This is a genomic window from Paraglaciecola sp. L3A3 (assembly GCF_009796765.1).
In the GTDB taxonomy this organism is placed as follows: Bacteria; Pseudomonadota; Gammaproteobacteria; order Enterobacterales; family Alteromonadaceae; genus Paraglaciecola.
This window is the reverse complement of sequence record NZ_CP047023.1, coordinates 4,810,532-4,835,408: the sequence shown is the minus strand read 5'-3', so window position 1 is coordinate 4,835,408 and position 24,877 is coordinate 4,810,532. Positions and strand designations below refer to the sequence as shown.

17 protein-coding genes and 1 pseudogene are annotated in these 24,877 nt (G+C 38.5%); 11 read left to right on the top strand and 7 right to left on the bottom strand.

Annotated elements, in window-relative coordinates:
- The first annotated feature begins 192 nt into the window (after positions 1-192).
- Both GQR87_RS22485 and GQR87_RS20025 read left to right on the top strand, forming a co-directional pair.
- A complete protein-coding gene (locus GQR87_RS22485; RefSeq protein ID WP_158972457.1) occupies positions 193-3,567 on the top strand; it encodes a HEAT repeat domain-containing protein in 3,375 nt (1,124 codons plus the stop codon).
- Positions 3,568-3,621: 54 nt separating this feature from the next.
- Entirely contained in the window at positions 3,622-4,503 is an 882-nt protein-coding gene (locus tag GQR87_RS20025; protein WP_158972456.1) for a sugar phosphate isomerase/epimerase, read from the top strand.
- An 834-nt stretch (positions 4,504-5,337) separates the two neighbouring features.
- Here the strand turns inward: GQR87_RS20025 and GQR87_RS20020 are convergent.
- From GQR87_RS20020 to GQR87_RS20005, 4 genes and pseudogenes are all read right to left on the bottom strand, one after another.
- Complete coding sequence (locus tag GQR87_RS20020) at positions 5,338-6,048, bottom strand: imm11 family protein (protein ID WP_158972455.1); 711 nt, start codon at positions 6,046-6,048, stop codon at positions 5,338-5,340.
- 206 nt (positions 6,049-6,254) lie between these two features.
- Positions 6,255-6,650, bottom strand: a pseudogene (locus GQR87_RS20015) (transposase); the annotation flags it as partial.
- A 145-nt stretch (positions 6,651-6,795) separates the two neighbouring features.
- Positions 6,796-7,044 (bottom strand): hypothetical protein, encoded by a 249-nt coding sequence (locus tag GQR87_RS20010; RefSeq protein ID WP_158972454.1) that lies wholly within the window; start codon positions 7,042-7,044, stop codon positions 6,796-6,798.
- A gap of 14 nt (positions 7,045-7,058) precedes the next feature.
- Positions 7,059-12,815: an RHS repeat domain-containing protein gene (locus GQR87_RS20005; protein ID WP_158972453.1), complete on the bottom strand. Its 5,757-nt coding sequence runs from the start codon at positions 12,813-12,815 to the stop codon at positions 7,059-7,061.
- A 191-nt stretch (positions 12,816-13,006) separates the two neighbouring features.
- Here GQR87_RS20005 and ubiE point away from each other — a divergent pair, with 191 nt between their 5' ends.
- From ubiE to ubiB, 3 genes are read left to right on the top strand one after another with little or no spacing between them, the layout of a single operon-like run.
- Entirely contained in the window at positions 13,007-13,783 is a 777-nt protein-coding gene (ubiE, locus tag GQR87_RS20000) for a bifunctional demethylmenaquinone methyltransferase/2-methoxy-6-polyprenyl-1,4-benzoquinol methylase UbiE (protein WP_158972452.1), read from the top strand.
- Positions 13,767-14,489 carry an SCP2 domain-containing protein gene (locus GQR87_RS19995; RefSeq protein ID WP_233267332.1) on the top strand — a complete coding sequence of 241 codons (723 nt, stop codon included), beginning with the start codon at positions 13,767-13,769 and terminating at the stop codon, positions 14,487-14,489. Before ubiE ends, GQR87_RS19995 begins: the two co-directional genes overlap by 17 nt.
- Positions 14,486-16,117 carry a ubiquinone biosynthesis regulatory protein kinase UbiB gene (gene ubiB, locus GQR87_RS19990; RefSeq protein ID WP_158972451.1) on the top strand — a complete coding sequence of 544 codons (1,632 nt, stop codon included), beginning with the start codon at positions 14,486-14,488 and terminating at the stop codon, positions 16,115-16,117. The genes GQR87_RS19995 and ubiB overlap by 4 nt, the downstream gene beginning before the upstream one ends.
- 21 nt (positions 16,118-16,138) lie before the next feature.
- On the opposite strand, the gene GQR87_RS19985 is transcribed toward ubiB, so the two are convergent.
- Positions 16,139-17,056 (bottom strand): hypothetical protein, encoded by a 918-nt coding sequence (locus tag GQR87_RS19985; RefSeq protein WP_233267331.1) that lies wholly within the window; start codon positions 17,054-17,056, stop codon positions 16,139-16,141.
- Positions 17,057-17,302: 246 nt separating this feature from the next.
- Between GQR87_RS19985 and tatA the strand changes: the two genes are divergently transcribed.
- From tatA to hemB, 6 genes are all read left to right on the top strand, one after another.
- Positions 17,303-17,551: a twin-arginine translocase TatA/TatE family subunit gene (gene tatA, locus GQR87_RS19980; protein WP_158972450.1), complete on the top strand. Its 249-nt coding sequence runs from the start codon at positions 17,303-17,305 to the stop codon at positions 17,549-17,551.
- Entirely contained in the window at positions 17,551-17,850 is a 300-nt protein-coding gene (gene tatB, locus GQR87_RS19975) for a Sec-independent protein translocase protein TatB (RefSeq protein WP_158972449.1), read from the top strand. The genes tatA and tatB overlap by 1 nt, the downstream gene beginning before the upstream one ends.
- Positions 17,851-17,856: 6 nt before the next feature.
- Entirely contained in the window at positions 17,857-18,603 is a 747-nt protein-coding gene (gene tatC, locus GQR87_RS19970) for a twin-arginine translocase subunit TatC (protein ID WP_158972448.1), read from the top strand.
- Positions 18,604-18,670: 67 nt separating this feature from the next.
- Positions 18,671-19,483 carry a TatD family hydrolase gene (locus tag GQR87_RS19965; protein ID WP_158973102.1) on the top strand — a complete coding sequence of 271 codons (813 nt, stop codon included), beginning with the start codon at positions 18,671-18,673 and terminating at the stop codon, positions 19,481-19,483.
- On the top strand, positions 19,473-20,912 hold the full coding sequence (locus tag GQR87_RS19960) for a diguanylate cyclase (RefSeq protein ID WP_158972447.1): 1,440 nt from the start codon (positions 19,473-19,475) through the stop codon (positions 20,910-20,912). The genes GQR87_RS19965 and GQR87_RS19960 overlap by 11 nt, the downstream gene beginning before the upstream one ends.
- Before the next feature lie 2 nt (positions 20,913-20,914).
- Positions 20,915-21,910, top strand: coding sequence for a porphobilinogen synthase (gene hemB, locus GQR87_RS19955; protein WP_158972446.1), 996 nt, complete (start codon positions 20,915-20,917; stop codon positions 21,908-21,910).
- A 19-nt stretch (positions 21,911-21,929) separates the two neighbouring features.
- On the opposite strand, the gene GQR87_RS19950 is transcribed toward hemB, so the two are convergent.
- A complete protein-coding gene (locus GQR87_RS19950; RefSeq protein ID WP_158972445.1) occupies positions 21,930-23,747 on the bottom strand; it encodes a bifunctional diguanylate cyclase/phosphodiesterase in 1,818 nt (605 codons plus the stop codon).
- Positions 23,748-24,863: an FIST signal transduction protein gene (locus tag GQR87_RS19945; RefSeq protein ID WP_158972444.1), complete on the bottom strand. Its 1,116-nt coding sequence runs from the start codon at positions 24,861-24,863 to the stop codon at positions 23,748-23,750.
- Between the last annotated feature and the right edge of the window lie 14 nt (positions 24,864-24,877).

The following is a 24,877-nucleotide window of genomic DNA, read 5'->3' as shown; positions in this document are numbered from 1 at the left end:
AGTGACGGATAGCAAATCACTAAATTAGCCTATTGGGTAATTAAGTCCTCATAGGAAGGTATAACTTATCTCGTTGGCCTTTCATTAAATTGTAAAACGCCGAATTTGTTGCATAGTCGACTGAATATTAACTATGAAATATTGGGCTTTTTAGCTACCATTCCATTAAAGTTATATTTACAGATCGTTAACATGAATATCTTAAAAACTCTCGCCCTAATCAGTTTTTTAGTAAGCCCTATATCTTCTTTTGCTGAAGACCAAAAAGTCGACTTAGACGTCAGAATGAAAAGTTTTACTATCCCCGATGATTTAACAGTGGGTGTGTGGGCGGATAACTCACTGACTAATAACCCTGGTTATTTTTATTTTGATTCTAAAGGTCGGTTATTGATGACTGAAATATATAGAATCGATAACGGGGTGGAAGATGTTAGACGTTTTTCTAAAGAAGCAACCATTGCTGATATTCAGATAGAAACCTTAGATGATCGTTTAGCCTTATATAAAAATTTTCCAGCAGAGTTTCCCCATAACCAAGGGCCCAGTGTATCTGATCAAATCGTGTTAATTGAAGATACAGATAATGATGGAAAAGCGGATAAATCTAAGTTGTTTGCCGGTGGTTTTGATCAACCTTTAGATGGTTTAGGTGCAGGGGTCATTGAGCGTGATGGTAAAGTTTATTACACCAACATACCTGACTTGTGGCTGTTAGAAGATCTCGATAACGATGGTGTGTCAGATAAAAGAGTGTCATTACAGACGGGTTTTGGTACCCGTGTGAGTTTTCTAGGCCATGACATGCATGGTTTGGTTTGGGGACCTGATGGTCGTTTGTATTGGTCTTTAGGTGATCGTGGCTACGATGTCACCACCAAAGAAGGTAATACTTACTTTGAGCCAAATTATGGCGCAGTTTTCAGAGCGGATCCCGATGGTTCTAATATTGAAGTGTTTTATACTGGTTTGCGTAATCCACAAGAATTAGCTTTTGATGAGTTTGGTAACCTGTTTACCGCCGACAATGATGGTGATAGAAGCGACACTGAAAGAGTGAATCACTTAATTGAAGGTGGGGATTCTGGTTGGCATGCAGGTCATCAAACCATTATGAGTTTCACTCAAAAATTGGCATTGCGTTCATCTAAATATACTGGAGATAAAGACATTCCGGTGGCATGGCTGACGAATGATATGTCGGTACCTCGTAATGATAATCAACCTGCCTATATGTTACCTGGAATTTTAAAGTTATTAAGAGGGCCTTCAGGCTTTACTTATAACCCAAGTAACTATTTAGGCGAAAAATGGCGTAAAACGTTTTTTATTGCACACTACGGTGGCTCACCTTCTGGTTCATACGTTTCAACTTTTAAAACCGAAGAGCAGGGCGCATCCTTTTTACCTAAAGAAAAAACTATCTTTTTAAGAGGCATTAACGTCAGTGATATTGATTTTGGTCCTGATGGTCGTTTTTATGTTTCTGAATTTAATTTCGGTGGCTGGAAATCTGAAGGTCAAGGTGCGGTTTATGCCTTAGATTTAAAAGAAAGACCTGACGCTCTGGTTAAACAGAACAAACAATTTAATGAGATTTTAACTGCTAATTATGCTGATAAGTCTGTGCAAGAATTGGCTGATTTGTTAGCGATTGACCACTTACGTATTCGTCAACAAGCTCAATTTGAACTGGCAAAACGTGGCCAGCAAGCTTTCACCCTGTTCGATAGCTTGGCTCATGATAAGAGCAAGGATGTATTTTCTCGTATTCATAGTATCTGGGGATTCAGTCAACTAGTGCTTAATCATACAATTAATAAAGAAAAACTGGCTTCTTTAATTCCTCTACTTAAAGATTCTAACCAACAAGTTCGAATCCAAACGGCTAGAGTGTTGGGCGATCACAAAGCTAAGTTTGCAGAAAATGAGTTGATTAAGGCGCTAGCTGATAATAACGACCAAGTGGCCATGTATGCGGCTATCGGATTAGGTAAAATGGGCTCAGCCAGTGCGGTTAATACTGTTATTAAAAAATTGCTAAGCGTTGGTGTTCAAGATTTATGGCTACGTCATGCATTAGTGATGGCTTTAAAAGGCGTAGATAAAAAGGTTTGGATTGAACATAAGGATCATAAATCTGCAGATGTACGTTTAGCTGTTTTATTAGCATTACGAGCATTAAAAGATAATCAAGTTGCAGATTTCTTAGCTGACAAGTCACAGGCTATAGTAGATGAAGCTATTGTGGCAATTGATGATAAGTCATTAACTCAAGTACGTGCTCAAGTGGCTGAGTTACTGGACACTGAAATGGTGGCAGATACTGCAGTACAAGAGTTTGTGCATCATAGAATTATCAATGCCAACTTTAATGAAGGTAGGGCACAAGATGCCAAACGCTTGTTAGCCTATGCTGCTCACAAAGGATTGAAGGAACGTTTAGCTTCAGAAGCTCTCGCAGCAATTGAAGGTTGGAATGATCTGAACCCAATCGATACTATTACCGGTTTACCGAGTTTGGCTAATAAAAACAGAGCTGATATAACTGATTTGGTTTTACAGTTTTTGCCTGAAATCTTAGCCAATACCAAAGGTAAAGCTTTAGTACAAGCTATGCGTATTGCTAAACAATTTAATTATGAATTATCAGAAGCTGTTTTAGCCAAAATTGCCCAAGATAATGTTGCTGAGGCAAACATTCGAGTACAAGCCTTAGCACTATTAACTGAAAGATTCCCACATGCAGGGCTTAAAGTGAGTAAAGACTTGTTAGCTAGCGATTCTGTGGAAATTCAGTCAGCGGCGTTGGCTACTGTTTTGGAGAAAGATTATCAGGCCGGTATGCAATCATTATTTGAGTTTTTAAGTAATGGTTCAGTGTCATTACAAAAAATGGCGCTATCGGGAATGACAGCTCAGAGCAATGCCAAAATAGATGCATGGCTGACAAATAAACTTGAGGGGCTGATCGAAAATAAAGGTAACAATGCCATCACTCTAGAACTATTAGCGGCAGCGGAAAAGAGCACCAATCCACAAGTTAAAGCTATGCTTGCTCAGTACCAGCAAAAAATGCAGACAAGTGATTTATTAACACAATTTGCCAGCACCTTAGATGGTGGTGATATACAGACTGGTCGTGACATTTTTTATACTAGCGGTGCGGCTCAATGTATGAGATGTCATATCGTCAATGGTAAAGGTTCAGACGTAGGGCCAGATCTAAGTGCTATTGGTAAAAAACGCTCTGCTGAATATTTATTACAAGCGCTAGTTGATCCTAGTGGCGCTATCGCACCTGGTTATGGTTCGTTTAACTTAACCTTGAATGATGGCAATGTAGTAAGTGGATTGTTTAATGCCGAAACAGAGGAAACGATCACCTTAGGTAAAGAAGGTGAAGAGCTACAAGTTTTCAACAAGTCTGATGTTAAAGATATTCAACGTCCTGCATCTGGCATGCCTCCTATGAATTATATGCTGACTAAGGCACAAATTCGGGATGTATTGGCATTTTTGGGTACCCTCAAAGGTAAAAATAAAAAAGTTAAAATCTCGCATTAATTTCAAAAACGAATTGTTGTTAGTAATTAATTAGATTAATCAAAGGTGCATAACATGAAGAAAATTTTATTATCTTGCTTTTTAGCTCTGACTTTAGTTGGGCTAACAGCTTGTTCTAGTTCACAAGGAAGTGCTGAAGAAGAATTCAAAGTACCACCAATTAGTGTGCAATTATGGTCGGTAAAAGATGCATTAAGTGCAGATTTTAAAGGCACCTTAGAACAAATCGCTGATATGGGCTTTCAAGGCGTTGAGTTTGCAGGGAATTATGGTCCTTATGCGGATGATCCTATTGGCCTAAAAAATTATCTAGCCTCAATTGGGCTCAAACCTAGTGGTGCTCACGTCGGCTTTAAACTGTTACGTGGCGAAAAATTAGATAAAAACTTAGATTATTTAAAAGCTTTGGGGGTGGATATGGTAATTATTCCTGCCGACTCTAGAGCTTGGAATGCTAATGGTGTTGATGCTCTAAGCAAAGATTTAGTGCAATTGTCTAAAAAGGCCGCGGCTAAAAATATGCTTATTGGTTATCACAATCATGATAAAGAGTTTAATGAGCATCTAGATGCCACTTTTTGGGATTACATTGCCACTCACACTCCGAACAAAGTTGTGCTTCAGTTAGACGTGGGTTGGGTTAATTTCGCTGGAAAAAATCCTGTTGAATACGTAAAACGTTATCCTGGTCGTACTCTTACTACTCACCTTAAAGTGCGTAACTATCATGGACCAAATAGAACACCTCAAGGTGATGCAAGCCCTATTCTAGGAGAAGATAACTTTGACTGGGCTGAGTTAATTAAAAACGAAATAAAATATGGCGGTACTCGCTGGTTAGTTATCGAGCAAGAAGAATACCCAGACGGAATGTCTTCTATGCAATCGGTTAAAAAATCAAAAGCAGGTTTAGATAAAATTATTCAATCGCTATAGCTAGTCCAAGACAGCTAACAAATCTTTGCTAGCTGTCTTCCCTCCTTTCAGTATAGGTGCCGTTAATAGCTGTTTTTGTGGTGGCTACCACTTGGTTACCAAACAGCATGTCATGGCTAATATTATGCTGGCTATCCACCGTCTGCCTGCCAAATACGTGAAGGCCATGTACGAAATCAACGTCTCTGACCCTATCGATTCTTAGTTTGTCGGCCTAATTCATCGTATTCAAATTGCATCATCTTTTGATGGGCATTGCCCTTAGACCAGATTTGTTTTTTCAGCTCACCAAACCCTGAATACTCAAAGTTTAACCTGCCTGCACTGGTATTTAATTCGGCTCTGACCCCTTTTATTCGTTTCGAATTTTCACGACATCAATATATTCCTGAATATCAAGCCCGTACTCTGAACCGCAGCAAGCGCAAATTTCATTTGAGTTAAATGGAAAAGCTGGGTTGTGTTCCAAGCCTTTCCACCCACAAACTAAACAAGTGTATGCCGTCGTCATACTAATATCCTATATTTTTCATTCTATCGTTTAAGAAATAATCTAAACCATTACCGCCTCTTTTGGAGGTTGTAGGCCTAAATAAAGTGTTTATAGTTCCATTTGCACTGACAATTCCATACTCGCCGGTGCGGTTACTATATCGAACTATCTGGCCGTTAGATCAATCAAATAGGGTCAGAGCCGTTTTATTCAACAATCAAATAGGGTCAGAGCCGTTTTATTCAACACATTCCAGAACTATTTAATTCGGCTCTGACCCCTTTTATTCCAGGTAAAATCAAATAGGGTCATAAAATCAAATAGGGTCAGAGCCGTTTTATTCAACACATTCCAGAACTATTTAATTCGGCTCTGACCCCTTTTATTCCAGGTAATATATTCAAACCTAATAGTTCTTGGTTAGTTATTTCTTGTTGCAATTTTTCAGAAATAACTAGCTCTCCGGAACCTAAACAAAATATATCCAGGTTAGTCAGTTTGTTTTTTTCAAGATAAATTGAACCATAATCAGTTCCTACATTTTCATAAAAAAAGTCTTTCATTTCTGTCACATTCTTAAACGTTTTTATGCCTTTGCCGTGCAGTTCGTTTTCAAAATAAAAGGTTGACTTTTTGAAGTCAATAATACCGTCGTCTAAACGCTTTATATGCATTAAGTAATACTTGAAATATTCAACATTTCCATTAAAAACCATCGTTTTAAAGAATGATATATTTTCGGTATTAAACTGATCTAATATATTCTTAAATTTTTCAGATATTAAAAAAGGACAATTGATTAACTTTGGAGAGAATTCTAAGCCGTCAGTTTGAGTAGCACCCTCTAATAATTCCACACGTTCTAGATTAATTGGAAAATCACTATTAATTTCACTTTGAATTTGCCAATACCTGTTACTACCTAACGCCTCCATTAATAATTTAAAATTGTTTTTATCTTTAAATTTGTTCTCGGATATTTCTGCTTGGCTAGAACCAAATGCTGAAAACTTTTCTTCTGAAGACAATCTCAACAAATAATATTTTTTCATGACTAATATCCAATATCCTTAAAGTAATCATTCATTCTTTCCCAGACTCCACTCTGTTGAATTTCATCAATTTTATTACTTAGGTTTCTTTGTAAACTTGTCATCTGATTAAATCAAATAGGGTCAGAGCCGTTTTATTCAACACATTCCAGAACTATTTAATTCGGCTCTGACCCCTTTTATTCTTTCGGCTCTGACCCCTTTTATTCTTTTATTCCGGCTCTGACCCCTTTTATTCCAATATAGCGATAGACTTGTAAAAGATAGGTTTCTTCTTGCACTAAGCAAGACCTATAGCGGCCTTCCCACAATGTACCTGAGCGAAGATAGGTTTTATTGAAATACATCACATACATACGCCCCAATGACTGCATCATTTGAGAAATACCTGTTGCTGTCATTGGGGTGCATAATAAATGCACATGATTCGTCATTAGCACCCAGGCATGAATGTTCACTTCATACTTTTTCGCATATTCCTTCAACCATGTGACATAAGCCTTCATATCTTCTTCACTGGTAAAAGTAACCTGACGATTGTTACCTCGTTGAATAATATGCTCTGGCACACCTGCCGCTGAAGCCCTAGGTTTTCTTGGCATCAATGCCTCCTAAAACAAAAAAAGTCTATACCTCAACAATATAGACTATTTAATTCGGCTCTGACCCCTTTTATTTATAATTCGGCTCTGACCCCTTTTATTTGTATTTAACGTTGTTCTGACCCCGATATTATTCTACAAGAATCTATTTGGCTTTTTTAATTTTTACCAACGACCAAGATAGTGCAAGTAAAACAGCCAAACTAATTATCGCTTGCACCCCATTAAAAATTAAAAAGTTAGTTTCTGAAGAATACTTCCATCCGCCAACCTCTGTTCCAAAAACGTATTGGCTAGATGATGAAAAAGCCTCTAGTACATCCGTTACAGCAAACAACAAGGCAAGAACGAAAACCAAAATAAAAAATATATGAACACCTATTTTTAACTTCATTTTTATTCACCCACCTAATATTTAACTGTTAACACCATGTCTTGCCCATAACTTTGAAACCTTTGTGCAAAGCTTGGCATCATTCCGCATAGATCAATGCATCCAGCAGACCCCGGTATTACTCCACCATGAATACTAAACCCAGACCGCCCATAAGTATTAGTATTTCCGAGGGGTTCAAGCCACACGCGATAATCGCCCCAAGAATCATGCCCTCCTGGCCAAGCACTTCCCCCAAGCGCACCCTTAAATTCTTGCCAGCCAGATTGATTGCGAGCTTGGAAACGCTCGACTCTAACAGCCCAAGTACCTTCAGGAATTGGGCCTTTGTCTTCTAATGATTGTGAGCCTGCGCCGGTGTAATCCTTTGTTTTACTTCTACCACCACCTCGACTCGGACGACCAGAAATAGCCCCCCACTCATCGACAACATTTCCTTCTCCATCAATCCATCGAAGCGCTTTACCATCAAAACTTAAACTATGCGCCTTTTGCCCATCAGGATTATCAATAATATCAACTGAACCATTAACAAGCCCTTGGCTAAAATTATAGCGGTTCTTTAATAATTGTGAATATGAAATGTTGTCTTCCCGTGCAGAATACAGACCAGCTAGGTGTTGCTCATTAAATGCTTCAGTATATGTAGAGCCACCTAGATCTTCTGAGTGTTGATACACCCATGAACAATCCATAGGGGCACCATTATAAGTACAGCCCCCTTCTCCTTGATACCCAGTCGGGTCCACATAACTCAACGGATTATTCAGCACATAACTATAGCGGTTATAACTTTGGGTATTGGTGGGCGCTTGGATTAGTATATCCGCACTTAAGAATCTACCTGCGCTTGGGTCGTATACCCGGCCATTCATATGAATTAAGCCACTGTCGTCTAGCATCTCGTGGCCGGTAAAGCCGCGGGTACTAGTCAGGCCGTTTAGGCTAACGCTATTGGAGCTCCAATTACTGGCTCGGCGTTCACCCCAAGTATTAAAGCTTAAACGCTCTTCAATTAAGCCTGATTCATTGGTAATGACCGAGGTGGAGCCTAAATGGTCTTGCAGTAAATAACGGCGTTTGGTATTGCCCATGTAGCCATAAGAGACGGTTTCTTGGAGTAAATACACCCCATCCACATAGCTGTTATAGGTAACAGTGGCGCCTTCGACAATTTCTTCATACATGCCGCCCATTAAGTAATAGGTTTTAGTGCCATCTGCATCGACTTTTCTATAGCGCTTATGGTCGGCGCCATAGTAAAACTGTTGGCCATCGATATTGCTGGGTTTGTTAAAGATGTTGTAGCTAATGTGGCTACTGCCTTTTTGGATGACATTGCCATATTCATCATATTTGTAGGTTAGGCCATTGGCTGACGTCACCCCATGCACACTGGCACCGTTGGTTCGATTGTAATAAAAGGTACCGCCTTTATCTGAGCGATAGTCTAGGTTACCTAAATCATCGTAATCATAATTGGCACTGTTGATTAACTGCTCACTTGCCCCAGCATTTTTGCGGTAAACATGACTGGATTTAACCCGGTTAAGGGGGTCGTATGTAAATCTTTCTTTTAAGTCAAACCCGCCGCTTAAGTCACTTTGGGTTTCTTCTCGTGTTTTTAACGCACCCGAGGTATTAAACAAATAACGAGCCGATTGTAATTCGCTGTTAAGGTTGCCGTTTTGATATTTGCCTGCGGTTTTTTGTATATAGTAACCATTGCCAGAGGTGTGAGTGGTGGCTACCACTTGATTACCAAACAACATGCCATGACTCATATTATGCTGGCTATCCACCGTCTGCTTGCCTGCCTGCCAAATACGTGAAGGCCCGTTGCTCCACCAAGATGCGCCATTTTGCGTATTGACTTCTTTGGCACGCAACAAGAAACCCTCATCATGATAGTCATACGCTACCTCATGCCAGGTGGGGTAAGTGACTTTGGCTTGCCGACCTAGTTCATCATAATTGTAGTAAAAGGATTTGCTCCAATTATCTTGGGGTACACTTGCCGTGTACTTATCTAATTGGCCTTGAGTATTGTATCGATACTGCTCAATAAACTCGCCACTGCCACTGCCATTGCCATTACTGGCGGTAATGATCTTGTCTAGCATACCGTAGTATTGCGCGTCATAGCTCCAGAGGTGAGTCTTGGTTGCTTGACCGGGCATGCTGTCAAGTCGCTTAGTTTGTCGGCCTAATTCATCGTATTCAAATTGCATCATTTTTTGATGGGCATTATTTTTTGACCAGATTTGTTTTTTCAGCTCACCAAACCCTGAATACTCAAAGTTTAACCTGCCTGCACTGGGGTCGGCCATGTACACACGCTCGCCCAAGTGATTATATTCAATTTTCACATCGGTATGGCTGTTGCCATTGACCCGGGTTTTAACTAAGTTACCATGCCCATCATACTCGTAGGTAATGGCAGTACCTTGTGCATCCACCACCTTAATAAGTTGACCTAGCATATTGTAGTAGCTTGATTTGCTCACCGTCTCACCAGGAAAGAACTCGGGTATCGACGAAGGTGACGACACATGCAAAGTATTCACCGTTTTTGTTTCAGTGACTTTGTTAACATAAGCGCCGGATTCGCTCACCGTGCTGTAAGAAAAATTCGTTTCGCCACCACTGGTGACCATTAAGTCATTGTCATTATGCAGAATTTTTGATAACCGCATTAAATCATCATAAATATAGGTTTTCCATGTTCCCCCATTACTGGACGGAGGATGATTAACTTCAAAAGGAAGTGACTCTCGCCAAGTTTTGCCATTCTCGTAATACAAAAATAACTGCCGTAATACGTCACCGCCTAACAAATGTTTATCTTGCCCAACCAGTTGATGGACACCATTGTAGTAGTTAATGACTTTTGTTAGCCCCTGTTGATGCGTGTTTGTATGGGTGAGTGTTTGAGTTTCCCCATAAGAGGCGTAAACACTAAACTCCATATCCCCTTCAGTGTAAGTGCCTGTAGGACACGACACTAAGGCCTGCGAACAATAAAAACGCACAGTCGATTGGGTTACCCCATTATTATCTATAGACTGAATAGCCCGCCCAAGGGGGTTGTATACAGTGGAATGGCTTATATCATCAATATCGTTGGTCGTTTTCGGTACCTGAAAGCGGGTATCATAAGTCAAGGTGGTAGGTGTATTATTCGCATCACTGACAGTTTGTGGTGAACCCACCCCATTAAAACTAGTAAAAGATGTGGTACGTGTTTCCCATTGCGATTGGGCATTATTTGCGGCCACAGATTCAGAGGTAACACGCCCCATACTATCTCGCACTGTGGTTACTACTCGAACAGGTGTATTGTTATTACCATTGTACAAAGTAGAGGTGCGAATATCCGTTGAACCCGACTGCGGAGTGAATTTGGTTTTAACGTATTTAGTGCCTGCGCCTTGCCCCGCATAAACGGTATTCGTTTCAGTCAGAGTGTTCACAAAGCCCAGCAACCAAGCTTGGGGGTTGTTAGTCACAGAAGAATTAATAACTTCTCTTTTTAGCAATGAAGTATTATTACTTGAAGTGTAATGAGAGGTGGTTTGTTTTGTTAGGTTTTTATAACTATCGAACTCATACTGCACTACCACGTTACCCAACAATTGACGGGTAACACTCGAACCTGCAAGATTAGCTTGGTATGTTAACGTTTTTGCATGCTCAAGATATTTAAAGTCGCCAGAACCATGTTGCTGATAATGATAGGTAGTTTCATGGGTGGCTGTTTTATTAGAGTAACCATCAATCACCCCACGCTCTGTGTAGTCTAATTGAGGGCTTGTATCGGTTTCTGTATAGGAATATTCATTTTCTGAGTATTGTTTTGCTTCTAAGTTCTTTGTATGAATATAGGTATAACCTAAAAAATCATTGGGCTTGCCATTTTCTGTAAGTACAGGCACAAACCTGTCTTCTTCGAGTATTACACCATTGTTACGTTTATACACCGCATCACCATATCGGAATTCTTTAAACGCCCCAGATGTGGTATAAGTATCGTTAATTGGCGTGCTTCTTTGTAAATTATCTTTATAACGCTGTGTATATCCATACTCTTTGACCGTCCAATCTTCATAGCGATACAAACCAATCACCGGTCGATATTTGCTTGAGTCATATGTCACATAAATAGGCTTACGGGAACCTGTGACACTTTTAATTAATTTAGTCGAATTCCATTCGAAATTAATGGGTTTTGCACATTTTGCGTCTTGCCAGTCGGTGGTGTTTTCGTTAAACCCACACACTTTAGCACTAGATATCATATCAAAATCGGCCAGATAGTGACCCTGCACTCCAGATTGGCTTTCAAACATAAATCGATACTGCTTAATTGGCTGATTACCCGAAAAAACCGTTAACCATAATTGATCATCTGGCGTAGCTAACATATTTGAGTCGTCAAATGCGAAACCAGAAAGCGTAATTTTATAACCGTTTGAATAATTTATCTGATAATTAAGTGCATGAGTATATAAATAATCTATCCAGTTTCCGTATGTATCAGAGTGCCGATGTAACTTAAAGTTGGCAGTGGCGTCACCAGATAGTGATACATAAGGCTTATAAAGCTTAGTATGCCCGTTAGGTAATAAGAGCGTTATTTCTCTATGAATATTGTAGTCTCGTACGGTGTTAGTATAAGAGCCTGATGCTACAAAGCGTATGCTTGGCGCATTTTCAACATAATATTCTGCGCCAGTTTGCCAATACTCGGCCTCATATACCGCCTTATTCGACTCATTTGCAACCATCCCACCAACTTTGATTAACACTTTATCGTTGTAACACAAGCGGTCTGTTAATCCTGTACTTGTCGAATCGACTTCACCTGCCGTTGCAGATTCATCTAACTGCTCGTCAATAGATTTAACGGCATTACTGCGCGCACAGTATTTCAACTCTGTTATTTTATCATTGAACCCTCTAATGTAGGGGTAACCTAAACGGACATTGGCATGAGAAATGTTTGCCTTTAATCCAGACGGAAAAGCAGGCACATCAATGGGGATGTTATAACTAAAATTACCTTGAGAAACAGAGTACGAGCCGGGTGTGAATTCTACAAGTTCGTTATCAATACTACTGTGTGTTGAATCATAATTTTTGAAATCGTCAGGCACATCGGGATTAAAGGATATTTGATTCGAAGTAGCCCAACCTGAACAATTCGACTCGTAATCCGCATCACATGCTTTCACGCGAAAACGGTATAAGCCAACTTCAGCGGTATTATAGTCAAAAAATGAATGATACTGACTGCGCTTTGCAATTTCATTCCACTGGCCACTGCCTTTTTGTATTTCTACAACGGCAGCCTTATTGGAAGTCCAATCTAAATTTAACCCCAAATCACCCCATGTAATATCTAAATTAGTGGGAGAGCCATCTACTACCATTATGCTGGGATAAACCGTATCTATGCCACAAACGAAATTATAGTTATTAGCGGTGTCATAATAACACCCCTCAATCTTATACTCTAAAAGCCCAGTACTGTCGCCAGATTGCAAAGTGTAACCAGACATATCTTTAGGAAAATGATTAACCAGCTGAAATGCATTATTCACTTTTTTATAGAATTTCACCTCTGCATATGATTGGTTAGTAGTAAAGTTAAAATCAATAGTGAAGGAAGTGTTTTTTTCGACTGTAGGAATGGAAAAACTATAAGTAATTTGGGCAAATGCTTTGAAACTGAGCAAGAAGAAAAAAGCAAGAGCGAGTATATTTTTCATGGAGGCATTAATTCCTTTTAATGTGATTTGGGGGTATAAAAACACACCAAATGAAGAATGTAAACAACATTGCAAAAAACAATTAACATTCAACAGGGCTTAAAATCCCCCTTTTAAACAGTGCTAAATATCTGCTGAACTATTGGTTAGTATAGATTAAACTAGCAAAATATTAGCGCTAAGGAATTTTCATGACCACTTCTAACACCACTGAATCTAACCAACAGCAAGACACGACTCACTTTGGCTTTAAGCAGGTAAACAAAAACCAAAAAGTAAACATGGTAAAAGACGTGTTTCAATCGGTTGCGGCAAAATACGACATCATGAATGACTTGATGTCGTTAGGTATACATCGCCTATGGAAGCGTTACACCATAGATTGTAGTGGGGTTAGAGCCGGGCATAAGGTATTAGATTTAGCTGGCGGCACTGGTGATTTAACGGCTAAATTCTCACGAATCGTGGGTGAATCTGGGCAGGTGATTTTAGCTGATATTAATGATGCCATGTTAAAAGTGGGCCGAGATAAGCTGAGAGATAAAGGCATAGTCGGTAACGTTGAATACGCACAGGCTAATGCTGAAGAATTACCTTTCCCTGATAATACCTTTGACATTATTACCATTGCTTTTGGTCTGCGTAATGTCACGGATAAAGATAAAGCCTTAGCTTCTATGTACAGAGTGTTAAAACCGGGTGGAAGGTTATTAGTATTAGAATTTTCTAAGCCAAGTAATGAAATGTTGAATAAAGCCTACGATATGTATTCATTCCATTTATTACCAAAGATAGGTAAGTTAGTGGCTAATGACGCTGATAGTTATCAATACTTGGCAGAATCAATCCGTATGCATCCTGAACAAGAAGTGCTTAAAGGGATGATGGAAGCGGTTGGTTTCGAACAAACAACCTATACCAATTTAACGGGTGGTATAGTGGCGTTACATCGTGGTTTTAAATTCTAATATGCCTTTCCCGCAATTAGTGACATCAGGTCTAGAACTGGCAATGAATAAATTGCTCAAGCTAGATCCCGATAGCCAAGCACGGTTACAAAAATTAGCTGGGCGATCTTTACAGGTCACTATTGATGAACTTCCGTGGCCATTATTGTTCCGTTTTTCAGAGCAAATTGACTTAGGTGTAGTCATGCCTAAGTCTGCAGACGAGCCGCAAGCATCAGCGCCAGATTGTTTAATTGAATTAAATTTAGAAACTCTGCCTAAGTTGCAAGATACCAGTCAACTAACCCAATTGATTCAGCAAAAAAAATTGAACCTAATAGGCGATATTTATGTGGCACAAACCTTCAGCAGCTTGATAAAAGACTTAGATATAGATTGGGAAGAACAACTATCCAAATATACTGGAGATGTAGTTGCTCACCAAACCTTTGCTAGTTTTAAAAGTGTGTTTGAAAAGGCCAAAATCAATCTTAATCAAAGTGCTGAAAAAATGACAGCCAGATTAACCAAAGATGATTCAATTGCGGTTAGTCAAAATGAGGTCATTTTATTCAGTGATGAAGTGAGTGAATTACGTAGTAGCACTGAACGATTAGCCGCAAAAATTGCCCTCTTAGAACGGGCGAGTGCCGAACGGGAAAATGCCGAGCAAGCTGCGGCAAAAAAATCTAACTCTAATCCAAATAAGGAAAATCCAAACCTGTGAGAGTTTTTCGCCTATATCATATTAATAAAGTGATGCTAGAACATGGCTTAGATGAAATGGTCCCTAATAAATGGCTACCTTGGTATGCAAAATTAGGTAGAGGGTTATTTTTTTGGCTGGCGAATAAACACAAGGATAAATCTGAAGGTGCCCGTATTCGCTTAGCGTTGCAGACCTTAGGCCCAGTATTTATAAAGTTTGGTCAAATGTTGTCGACACGCAAAGATTTGTTGCCTGCAGATATCGCTAAAGAGTTAAGTATTTTACAAGATCAAGTGGAGCCCTTTGACAGCGAACAAGCACAGCAAATTATTCGTCATGCATTAGGCCTAGAATCAATTGAGCAATTATTCAGTGAGTTTGACACTAAACCTTTGGCTTCAGCATCTATAGCGCAAGTACATTCGGCCAAATTAAAAAGTAATAATGCAGATGTGGTGGTTAAGGTTATTCGACCTAACATCAAACAAACCATTCAATCTGATATTGAACTGATGCGCACTTTAGCCAGTGTGTTACAAAAGGTATTACCTGACGGTAAACGTCTGCGACCAGTGGAAGTTGTGGAAGAATACGAACGCACCATAATCGATGAGTTAGATTTAACGCATGAAGCGGCCAATGGTATTCAGTTCAAACAAAACTTTGAAAATTCTCCGGCCTTATACGTGCCTAAAATCTATAGCGATTATTGCCATAAGAACGTTATGGTGATGGAACGTATTTATGGCACACCTATATCAGACATAGAGCAACTTACAGCGCGCAATACCAATTTAAAAAGATTAGCTGAGCGTGGTGTAGAAGTTTTTTTCACCCAAGTGTTCCGTGATAGTTTTTTTCACGCGGATATGCACCCTGGTAATATTTTTGTCGCGTACGAAAACCCACAAGATCCTCAATACATCACTATAGATTTTGGCATAGTAGGTACTTTAACTCGTGAAGATAAGCGGTATTTAGCTGAAAACTTTATTGCCTTTTTTAATAGTAATTACCGCAAAGTAGCAGAGTTACACGTGGATTCTGGATGGGTACCTTCAGACACAGACATAGATGATTTTGAAGCGTCTATTCGTAAGGTGTGTGAGCCCATATTTAAAAAACCTCTGGCAGAAATTGAATTTAGTAATGTGTTATTACAACTGTTTAATACCGCTAGACGATTCAATATGGTGATCCAACCACAGCTAGTGTTATTGCAAAAAACCTTACTATATATTGAGGGCTTGGGCCGCCAGTTGTACCCACAACTTGATTTATGGCAAACGGCTAAGCCTTTTTTAGAAAATTGGTTAAAAGAACAAATTGGTTTTAAAGCCATGTATAACAAGGTTTCAGCAAACTTACCTTATTGGTCTGAAAAACTACCCGAGATCCCAGATTTAATTTATGACTCTTTAAAACAGGTGAAAACCTTACCTGAACAACAAAGATTGCAGTTTGAGAAACAACAACTACAACTTAAACAACAACACAGAAGTAGCCAATTGGTGATGGTAGGCTGCAGTTTAATTATAGTAGCCAGTATTTTACCTATCTATCAAAATTTATGGTGGCCGAGTATGACCTGTGCAGGTGTTGGGATTTTGAGTTGGCTTGTGGCATGGAATATAAAGAAAATTTAGCTTGTAAAATAAGGTTAGGCTTTATTTCTTGCTAAAGTGGCCTTCGAGTCTTAGCCCTATACCATATGATGCTGAAAACCCTTCATCTCTTCGCCACATTACGAAGGGTTCTAATTCATAAAATAACCATTCTCGAAGGGCGTTTTTACGCCAACGTACACTTACTAAGTATTCATCTAGGCGAAAGTTGGGTTGGCTGGTTCCTTCAAAATATATCCCAGAAATTAATGCGTTCTTGTGATCAATTTGATTCAAGTGCTGAAAGCTATGTTGCCACAACCAGTCATTTTCTTTATCACGATAATAGTAGTGATTATTTTGTCTAATGATTGACTTGTCATTTTGTTGATAACTGAAACGCCACGATAGGTCTGTACCCAAACCATCTCGAGAATAATAGTAAGCAGATGTTTCCCAGCTTAATGTGGTTTTTGTGGACAAAAAGTGCGCATGGCGGTAGCGGCTTTTGACAAATGGCTGTAATCTTCGGCCTATACCAATGCGCTGGGAAAAACCACTATCGGGTTTACTTTTCCAACGTAGAGCGAGACTAAAACGGTTGCGCTCTGGAGTTTCTTGGTTACCTAATGTACTTAATGGATTCTCGTTGTCTTGATCATCTTCATCTGAAAAAATAAGGTCTGCTCTGTTTTTTAAGTTAGGTAATTTAAAACTCACTTTAAAGCGGGTTTTAAATTTAGTTAAATCTCTACTTCTTGGTTCCCATGCCAGTAAAATACGGGCTTCACCATCTGCTTTTTGCATAGAATTAAAGCCTTTTAAAGCAAAAAAATCATCAAACCATAATGCTGTTGAATTAACCGAATTAGCGACACTTCCATGCATTTCGTCTAACCAAGGGTAGTCTGGTAAGGGTTCTTCTGCTTGTACTGAACAAGCACTAAGTAGGCACAAGCTTAAAAAAATATTTTTCTGCAAACAGCCTCCTCTTAAATCTTGCCCTTTGCTCGATAAGCTGAGCAAAAATGTGATATAAAATGCTTTTTTATCCAGTATAAATCAAGCAAGTTGAAAAGATACAATATCAGCTTTCTAGCAAACTATATTTTCATTCTGGATATAAGCGGTTTTTCTATTTGATTTTTGCTAGTTAAGTCATCAAACTCAGTGACCTTTCGGTGAAGAACCGTATAATGACATCAATTATGTATTTTGGAGTATTTTATGTTTGGCATTAGTCCTATGCAGCTTTTAATTATATTAGCGATTGTGGTGTTGTTGTTTGGCACTAAAAAATTACGTGGCATTGGTGGGGACTTAGGTGGCGCTTTGAAAGGTTTCAAAAAAGCCATGAGTGAAGAAGATAAAGATGCTGATTTTAAAAAAACTGATGAAAAAGTTGAAGATAAGTCATCTGAAGCTGCTGAAAATAAAATTAAAGAAACTAAGAGCGAACAGAAAGAGTCTAATTAATGTTTGATATTGGCTTTTTTGAACTGCTGATTATAGCAGGGTTAGCATTAGTGGTATTAGGGCCTGAAAGATTGCCTGGTGCTGTGCGTTCTACGATGAAAACTATCCGCAATATTAAAGGTATGGCGAATGGTTTTAAGCAAGAAGTCGAGCAGCAATTTAAAATTCATGAATTGCACGAAAACTTAAAAAAAGCAGAACAACAAAATTTAGAAAATTTGTCTCCTGAATTACAAGAATCTGTTGATGAACTTCGTAATGCAGCTAAATCCGTACAAAAACCCTATTCTAAAGAGTAATCAAGGATGGCTGAAGCAAATAGCTTAGTTGCACATTTAATTGAGCTTAGAAGTCGCGTAATCAAAGCATTTTTAAGTGTCTTAGTTGTTTTTATCTGTTTGGCTTATTTTGCCCAAGATCTGTATCACTGGTTGGCAACACCATTATTAGATACTCTTCCTGAACATGCAGAAATGATAGCAACTGATGTTGCTTCACCTTTTTTTGCACCATTTAAATTAACTATGGTGCTATCATTTTTTATTGCTATCCCTATGGTTTTTTATCAAATTTGGGGGTTTGTGGCTCCTGGGTTATACAAAAATGAAAAACGCCTAGTCGCTCCATTGTTATTTTCTAGTACCCTATTATTTTATTTAGGGATGGCTTTTGCCTATTATGTGGTTTTTCCTCTAGCCTTTGCTTTTTTTACTAGTGTCGCCCCCGAAGGAGTGGTGATTAATACTGATATCAGTAGTTACCTTAATTTTGTATTAAAAATATTTTTTGCCTTTGGGTTATCATTTGAAATTCCTGTCGCCATAGTACTGATGTGTTGGACTGGCATGACAACTCCAGCAGCGTTAAGAGCTAAGCGTCCCTATGTGATTGTTGGTGTATTTGTGGTGGGCATGTTGTTAACGCCTCCAGATATTATCTCGCAAACCTTACTTGCTATACCTATGTGGATTTTGTACGAGTTTGGTATTGTGGTTGGTGGAATTTATTCTCGTAAAAAAGTTGAAATTGATGAGCAGGAAGAAAATTCATAGTTGAGTGTATGTTCATGCAACTCTGTATTTACTGATAGTTAAGGCCTTCATGAAGGGAAGTTAAGTGATGTATTGGTGTGATATTGGTGTCAACTTTACAGATAATAGACTTGCAGTTGAACCTGTATTGGCTAGAGCTGTTGATGCCAAGGTTCAGCAAATCATAATCACAGGTACTTCGGAAGCATTAAGTTGTGAAGCATTAGATCTCACTCGGTCTCATCCCACTCATTTATTTGCTACTGCCGGTGTTCATCCCCATCATAGTAAAGAATTCAACAGCAAAACCTTAGATACCTTACGCCAACTAGCTAGTTCGCCACAAGTGGTGGCAATTGGCGAATGTGGCTTAGATTTTAATCGCAATTTTTCATCTCCAGAACAACAACTACATGCTTTTGAACAGCAACTAAAATTAGCCTGTGAACTTCAGTTACCAGTCTTTTTACATGAAAGAGACGCTTTCGAACAACAAATTAAATTACTCGAAAAATACCAAACTGAGTTAGTAGGAGGCGTAGCTCACTGCTTTACCGGTAATCGTCAGCAAATGTCTAAATACCTCGATTTGGGATTCTATATAGGTATAACCGGTTGGGTATGTGATCCCAAAAGAGGTGAGTCATTAAGGCATGCAATACAAGAGTTGCCCATTCAGCGTTTGTTATTAGAAACAGACGCCCCTTATCTACGTCCCAAAGGGTTAGCAAATAATAGGAAACTAGATAAAGGCAATAATGAACCTGCCTATTTACCTTACGTTGCTGAACAAGTGGCGACAATAATGAACGTTGACATCAATACCCTTAATCAAGCTTGCATAACTAATACTCAGTCACTTTTTGGCTTGCCGAAAGTAGAGAGCCAAGATGACTACTGAGTTTTTTAAGTTCGGCTTTAATAGACAATCTGTAATTGCAGTCAGCTGTAGTGGCATATTTTTATTGGTATTTTTTAGCATATTAGGTACTCAAGAAGCAGATTTTGTATTGGGATTATTATTTGGTTTATTGAGCGCGATGGGTTTACTCAATTTTTTTGTCTATTTATATAGTCAATTATACCGGTTTATTATTTACAGCTTGTTAGTGTTAACTTGGGGCTTAGCGCTAGCTATTTTTTATGGTATTGATGAACGATTTATTTGGCCAGATAACTTATGGCTACAGCAGCATGGATTAAATATTTTTGTCAACTTGAGCCTTTTTTTCTCGGTTATTTTTAGTTATTTTTTCTTAAACTTTTCGTTTCATAATAAAGTGGTCAGCTTGATCATTAAAGCTGTTGTTAGTTTGTTGTTATTGAACTTTGTAATAGGTTTTTTCCTGTCTCAGCAGCAGTTACTTATTGATTTAACTATTTGTCTATCTGTTAGTACCTTGTTAATTCTGAGCATAGGAACTTGGTTGTGGAAGAAAAATATTTTCATGGCTAAAAGTTACACCTTAGCTTGGAGTGTATTTCTAATTTGTGCCGGGTTGTCTACTTTAGATTATTTGCAAATAATGTCAGTTCCTCAATATACCTTATTGCTTGGTGCTGTGATTAAAACCTGCTGGTTAACCTTGACTATGGTTTTAGGGCATTACCAGCATAAACAAGAATTGCTGAATAAAAAGATCGTTTCTTTAGAAAATGATAGTGAATTTTTTCAAACTGAAATTGAGTCTTTAAATGCTAAAGAGCAGTCGACTGAAAATCTAGAATATTCCATGCAAGAACGAACCTTAGAGCTAGAGGTGGCATTACGTGAGTTATCAGAAAAAAATCGTGAATTAGAGGAAAAAAATACTCTAGATGCATTAACCGGTATTCGTAACCGCAGTTTCTTTGATAAAAAATATCAAGCTGAAGTTCGGCGTAGTCGCCGAGAACAGACACAGTTATCTATTGTGATGATAGATATCGATCACTTTAAAAAAGTAAACGATAACTATGGGCATTTAGTGGGCGATGAATGTATTAAAATAGTTGCCAATACTATTCAATCATCGTTAAAAAGGCCAAGCGATGATGTCTGCCGTTATGGTGGTGAAGAGTTTTCACTTATTTTACCTAATACTGAATTGTCAGGCGCCGTCGCTTTAGTTGAGAAAATCCGTGTTAAAATTGAGGAAACAGTTATTCAGTTAGATAAGGTTTCGGTCAAAATTACAGTCAGTGCTGGAATAGGCAGCGGGATCGCAGATCTCTCACAAGCAGAAGAATCCATTTTAGCGCTAGCAGATCAGCAATTATATAAAGCCAAACACGCAGGTAGAAACCAAGTGATGGCGAGTAATACACTAGAACAAGTTTCACAGGAATAATAATGCACGAACAATTTCCCCTAAGTCGTATGCGCAGATTGCGTAAACAAGATTTCACTCGTCGATTAATGGCTGAAAACTCATTGTCAGTAAATGATTTAATTTACCCTATGTTTGTTCTTGAAGGTGACAATCAAAAAGAACTTGTACCTTCTATGCCTGGTGTAGAGCGACTGTCTATCGACTTATTAGTCAAAGAGGCCCATGAGTTAGCTGAGTTAGGGATCCCTGCGATTGCAATTTTCCCTGTTACCCCAGCTGATGTTAAATCGTTATGTGCTAGTGAAGCTTTCAATCCTCAAGGCTTAGCTCAACGAGCCGTTCGGGCCATAAAAGCCGCTGTACCTCAGTTAGGCGTGATAACCGATGTTGCCCTAGACCCTTTTACCTCTCATGGTCAAGATGGCCTAATTGACGAGTCTGGTTACGTATTAAATGATGAAACGATTGAGGTGTTAATTAAACAAGCCTTGTCTCATGCAGAAGCCGGGGCTGATATTGTTGCGCCCTCCGATATGATGGATGGCCGAATTGGTGCCATACGTCAAGCATTGGAAGAAAATGGTTATATAAATACTTGTATCATGGCTTATTCGGCTAAATATGCATCAAGTTATTATGGACCTTTTAGAGATGCGGTCGGCTCTTCTGGTAACATTAAAGGCGGTGATAAGAAGAGTTATCAAATGGATCCTGCCAACTCAGATGAAGCACTTCGAGAGATTGCTCTAGATCTACAAGAAGGGGCTGATATGGTGATGGTAAAACCCGGTATGCCATATTTAGATATTGTTAGACGTTGTAAAGACGAATTCAAAGTGCCCACTTTTGCTTATCAAGTGAGTGGTGAATACGCTATGCATAAGGCCGCTTTTATCAACGGCTGGTTAAACGAAGAGCAAGTTATTTTAGAATCCTTGTTAGCTTTCAAACGGGCTGGTGCAGATGGTATTTTGACTTATTTTGCTAAACAAGCTGCTCAGTTATTAGCCGATTAGTTATAATCGCTATAACCAATCACAATAAAAGAGAGTGTAAAAATGCTTTCACAGGCATCGGCTTGTGAAAGTAATATCCTTGGTAGGCATTAAACCCTTGAGTTGCTAAATAATCGAATTCAGTTTGAGTTTCTACGCCTTCAGCAATACATTCCAGTTGTGAGTAGCGACATATTTCTTGCACTGCATGAATTATAACTTGATGGTATTCAGAACTATCAATATTACTGACAAAACTGCGGTCAATTTTGATGGTTTTTAAAGGCAGTTTATTCAAATAAGATAAGGATGAATAACCACTACCAAAATCATCTAACATACATTCAATACCAAACTCTCTAAGTGCTCGGATTTTATGTATAGCAAGTTCGATATTATCCATCGCTACACCTTCAGTGATTTCAATTCTGATGTGCTGACCTTGAATATTAAATTTTTCTAATATATTGATTACATCTTGTACAAAACTAGCTTGATTAAATTGCCTTGGACTGACATTAACACTGATATATTTGAATTTAGTGTCTGGGTTTTCGGCATGTAATTGATTGTGTAGTTTGCATGCTTCTACCAATACCCATTTACCAATTTCGATAATTAAACCAGACTCTTCTGCAACTGGAATGAATTGTACTGGACTGACTTGGCCGAGTATTTTGTTATTCCACCTTAATAAAGCTTCTGCGCCAAATATTTGGCCGGTTTTGTCTACTAATGGTTGGTAATTAACTTCAAGTTCGTGACGTTCAATGGCCAATTTTAGGTGTTTCTCTACTTGAGTGTGTTGTTCAGAAAGAGATTGCAGGTTTTTATTGAAAAAATTAAAGCCATTACGATTTGCGTGCTTAATGCTATACATGGCTATATCAGCATTACGTATAATTAAGTTTACTTGCTGCTCAATGGATTGTACCTGCGGATTTTCTAAGGGGATAAGGCTTATTCCTGTACTTATTGACACGCTAAGAGTGTTTTCACCAATATAAATAGGTTTGGCTATTTGTGTTGATAGTTTTTCAGCTATGGCCGTAGCCTTAGCTTTAGCAATATCTTTGTCATTAGATAAATTGTTAGCGAGCAGCACAAATTCATCCCCACCCATTCTTGCTATGGTGTTGTTGTCATCAGCAAACTTTAAGAATCGCTGGCCGACAAACTTTAAAACTTGATCACCAATATTATGTCCTAAGCTGTCATTGATCACTTTAAAGCGGTCTAAATCAATAAAAAAAACTGCACCAAATTTTCCATTGTTTAATGTATTAGTAATGGTTTCGGTGAGTTTTATAATAAACATTTTTCTATTTGCTAAGCCCGTCAGTGGATCTAACAAAGATTGCTGAATAAGTTGTTGTTCAGCTTGTTTTCTGGCTTCAATTTCTGTTTTTAAATTTTGGTGTTCAATACAGGCTTGGCAACTGATCGACAATTTAGTGAGTAGGGGCTGTAAGGCATGCAAAATCATCAGATCTATAGCTTGGTGTTTACGCTCTAATACCAACACCCCAAACTCAGGAATAATAAAAAAATAGTAATAGTATGAATCTGTTTTTATTTCAGTAAAGTTTGTTGGATGTTGTTCAAAGAGCGTCTGAGCCTTTGTTAACAACCAATTTTTTTGCACATTTTTTTTATTTGGAAACGATAGATATGCTGAACTGTGATTTGCTGACTTGTCTAGGTCGTAAATGACATTAATTGAATAAAGACTTAATCTTCGTTGAGCTCTTTGCATAAAATGGTCGAGCATTTTATCTAACTGTAAGCCTAAGCCAATATTCATAGATAATTCATGCTGAATGGAAATGACCTGTAAAGTACGGTTTATCGTATTCATTTATTGGTCATCTTTAGTCATAGCAATAACCGCAGTTTTATTATGAAAATGTATGCCGCCACATTGCCCTGAAGCAATTTCGCCTAATACTAAGGCACCAAAAAGTTTATTTTTACTATTAAGTGAAGAAGTGATTTGTTCAAGTTCAGAGTCAAACTCATCAGCTAAGAATAATTTTCGGCCAGCGCAATCAAATAACATAGCTTGGGAAATAGTTGATTTTTTAGCATGTATTTCTACCGCGTTAGCTGCAGCATTAATCAGTTGTTGTGGTTGCCCACCTAAAATATATAACATGACATTTTCAGGTACTCTACCTACACAAACTAGGCTAGTTTCTTCAAATGTAAGGGACTCCCGTACTAGCAAATCGTCATCTAATCGTTCAATCCCAAATGGGTAAGTTTTGGCTAAGTCGAAAAATTCGTGGTCGCTGAACTTCTTCCCACTATGTTCTTCTACTACTTGTTGGTATACCTCTAGTGCAGGTTGAAAATTAAGCTGCACAATATGGTTGTCGTCTACTTGATTGGCTAAATAGGGGCCAGCTAAAGGTTGCCAACCATGACCGATGGCTAAACTCACTTTCAGCTGCATAGCAACCATTACAATTGTATTATCAAACACGCCCTGATTAGTAAAGATACAAGGTTTTTGTTGAAAGCTTAAAGATCCAGCTCCACCACCAAATACCGCAATATCGGAGTCGGTTTGTAGAAAAATTTGATTTAAAGCATCTTCGATATTACGAGAAAGCCCGTCGACTAAGACTATTAGTGATTGGTATTCTGCTAGGTTAAAAGAAAGTTCAAAGGCCTTAGCTTGGTCTAAGTCGTGAAAAACTCTGATATCTAAAGGCATGTGCATAGCCACAAAAATAATGCCTTGTTCTTGTGCTTGTTGATCATACAAAACCGAAGGAAAAGCACCGCCAAATACTGGAATAGGTATCGACTGTAAAAATGACTCAAAAGAATTTAACTGATTTAGACTTTGCTCACAACATAAAATAAATAACCCTGTAGGCTTTTGTGATAAAGCTTTTTCAAGCATGGCCTGTAAGGTATATTCATTTACCTCGGATGAATATTTCACGGAACCAAAGAGTTGATTCATATTATTTAAAGATT

Coding starts and splice junctions, on each gene's coding strand:
- GQR87_RS19965 (WP_158973102.1), top strand. CDS start 18,671: ATGTATTGGTGTGATATTGGTGTCAACTTTACAGATAATAGACTTGCA.
- GQR87_RS20005 (WP_158972453.1), bottom strand. CDS start 12,815: ATGAAAAATATACTCGCTCTTGCTTTTTTCTTCTTGCTCAGTTTCAAA.
- GQR87_RS20025 (WP_158972456.1), top strand. CDS start 3,622: ATGAAGAAAATTTTATTATCTTGCTTTTTAGCTCTGACTTTAGTTGGG.
- ubiE (WP_158972452.1), top strand. CDS start 13,007: ATGACCACTTCTAACACCACTGAATCTAACCAACAGCAAGACACGACT.
- GQR87_RS20010 (WP_158972454.1), bottom strand. CDS start 7,044: ATGAAGTTAAAAATAGGTGTTCATATATTTTTTATTTTGGTTTTCGTT.
- GQR87_RS22485 (WP_158972457.1), top strand. CDS start 193: ATGAATATCTTAAAAACTCTCGCCCTAATCAGTTTTTTAGTAAGCCCT.
- GQR87_RS19950 (WP_158972445.1), bottom strand. CDS start 23,747: ATGAATACGATAAACCGTACTTTACAGGTCATTTCCATTCAGCATGAA.
- hemB (WP_158972446.1), top strand. CDS start 20,915: ATGCACGAACAATTTCCCCTAAGTCGTATGCGCAGATTGCGTAAACAA.
- GQR87_RS20020 (WP_158972455.1), bottom strand. CDS start 6,048: ATGAAAAAATATTATTTGTTGAGATTGTCTTCAGAAGAAAAGTTTTCA.
- GQR87_RS19945 (WP_158972444.1), bottom strand. CDS start 24,863: ATGAATCAACTCTTTGGTTCCGTGAAATATTCATCCGAGGTAAATGAA.
- tatA (WP_158972450.1), top strand. CDS start 17,303: ATGTTTGGCATTAGTCCTATGCAGCTTTTAATTATATTAGCGATTGTG.
- tatB (WP_158972449.1), top strand. CDS start 17,551: ATGTTTGATATTGGCTTTTTTGAACTGCTGATTATAGCAGGGTTAGCA.
- GQR87_RS19960 (WP_158972447.1), top strand. CDS start 19,473: ATGACTACTGAGTTTTTTAAGTTCGGCTTTAATAGACAATCTGTAATT.
- tatC (WP_158972448.1), top strand. CDS start 17,857: ATGGCTGAAGCAAATAGCTTAGTTGCACATTTAATTGAGCTTAGAAGT.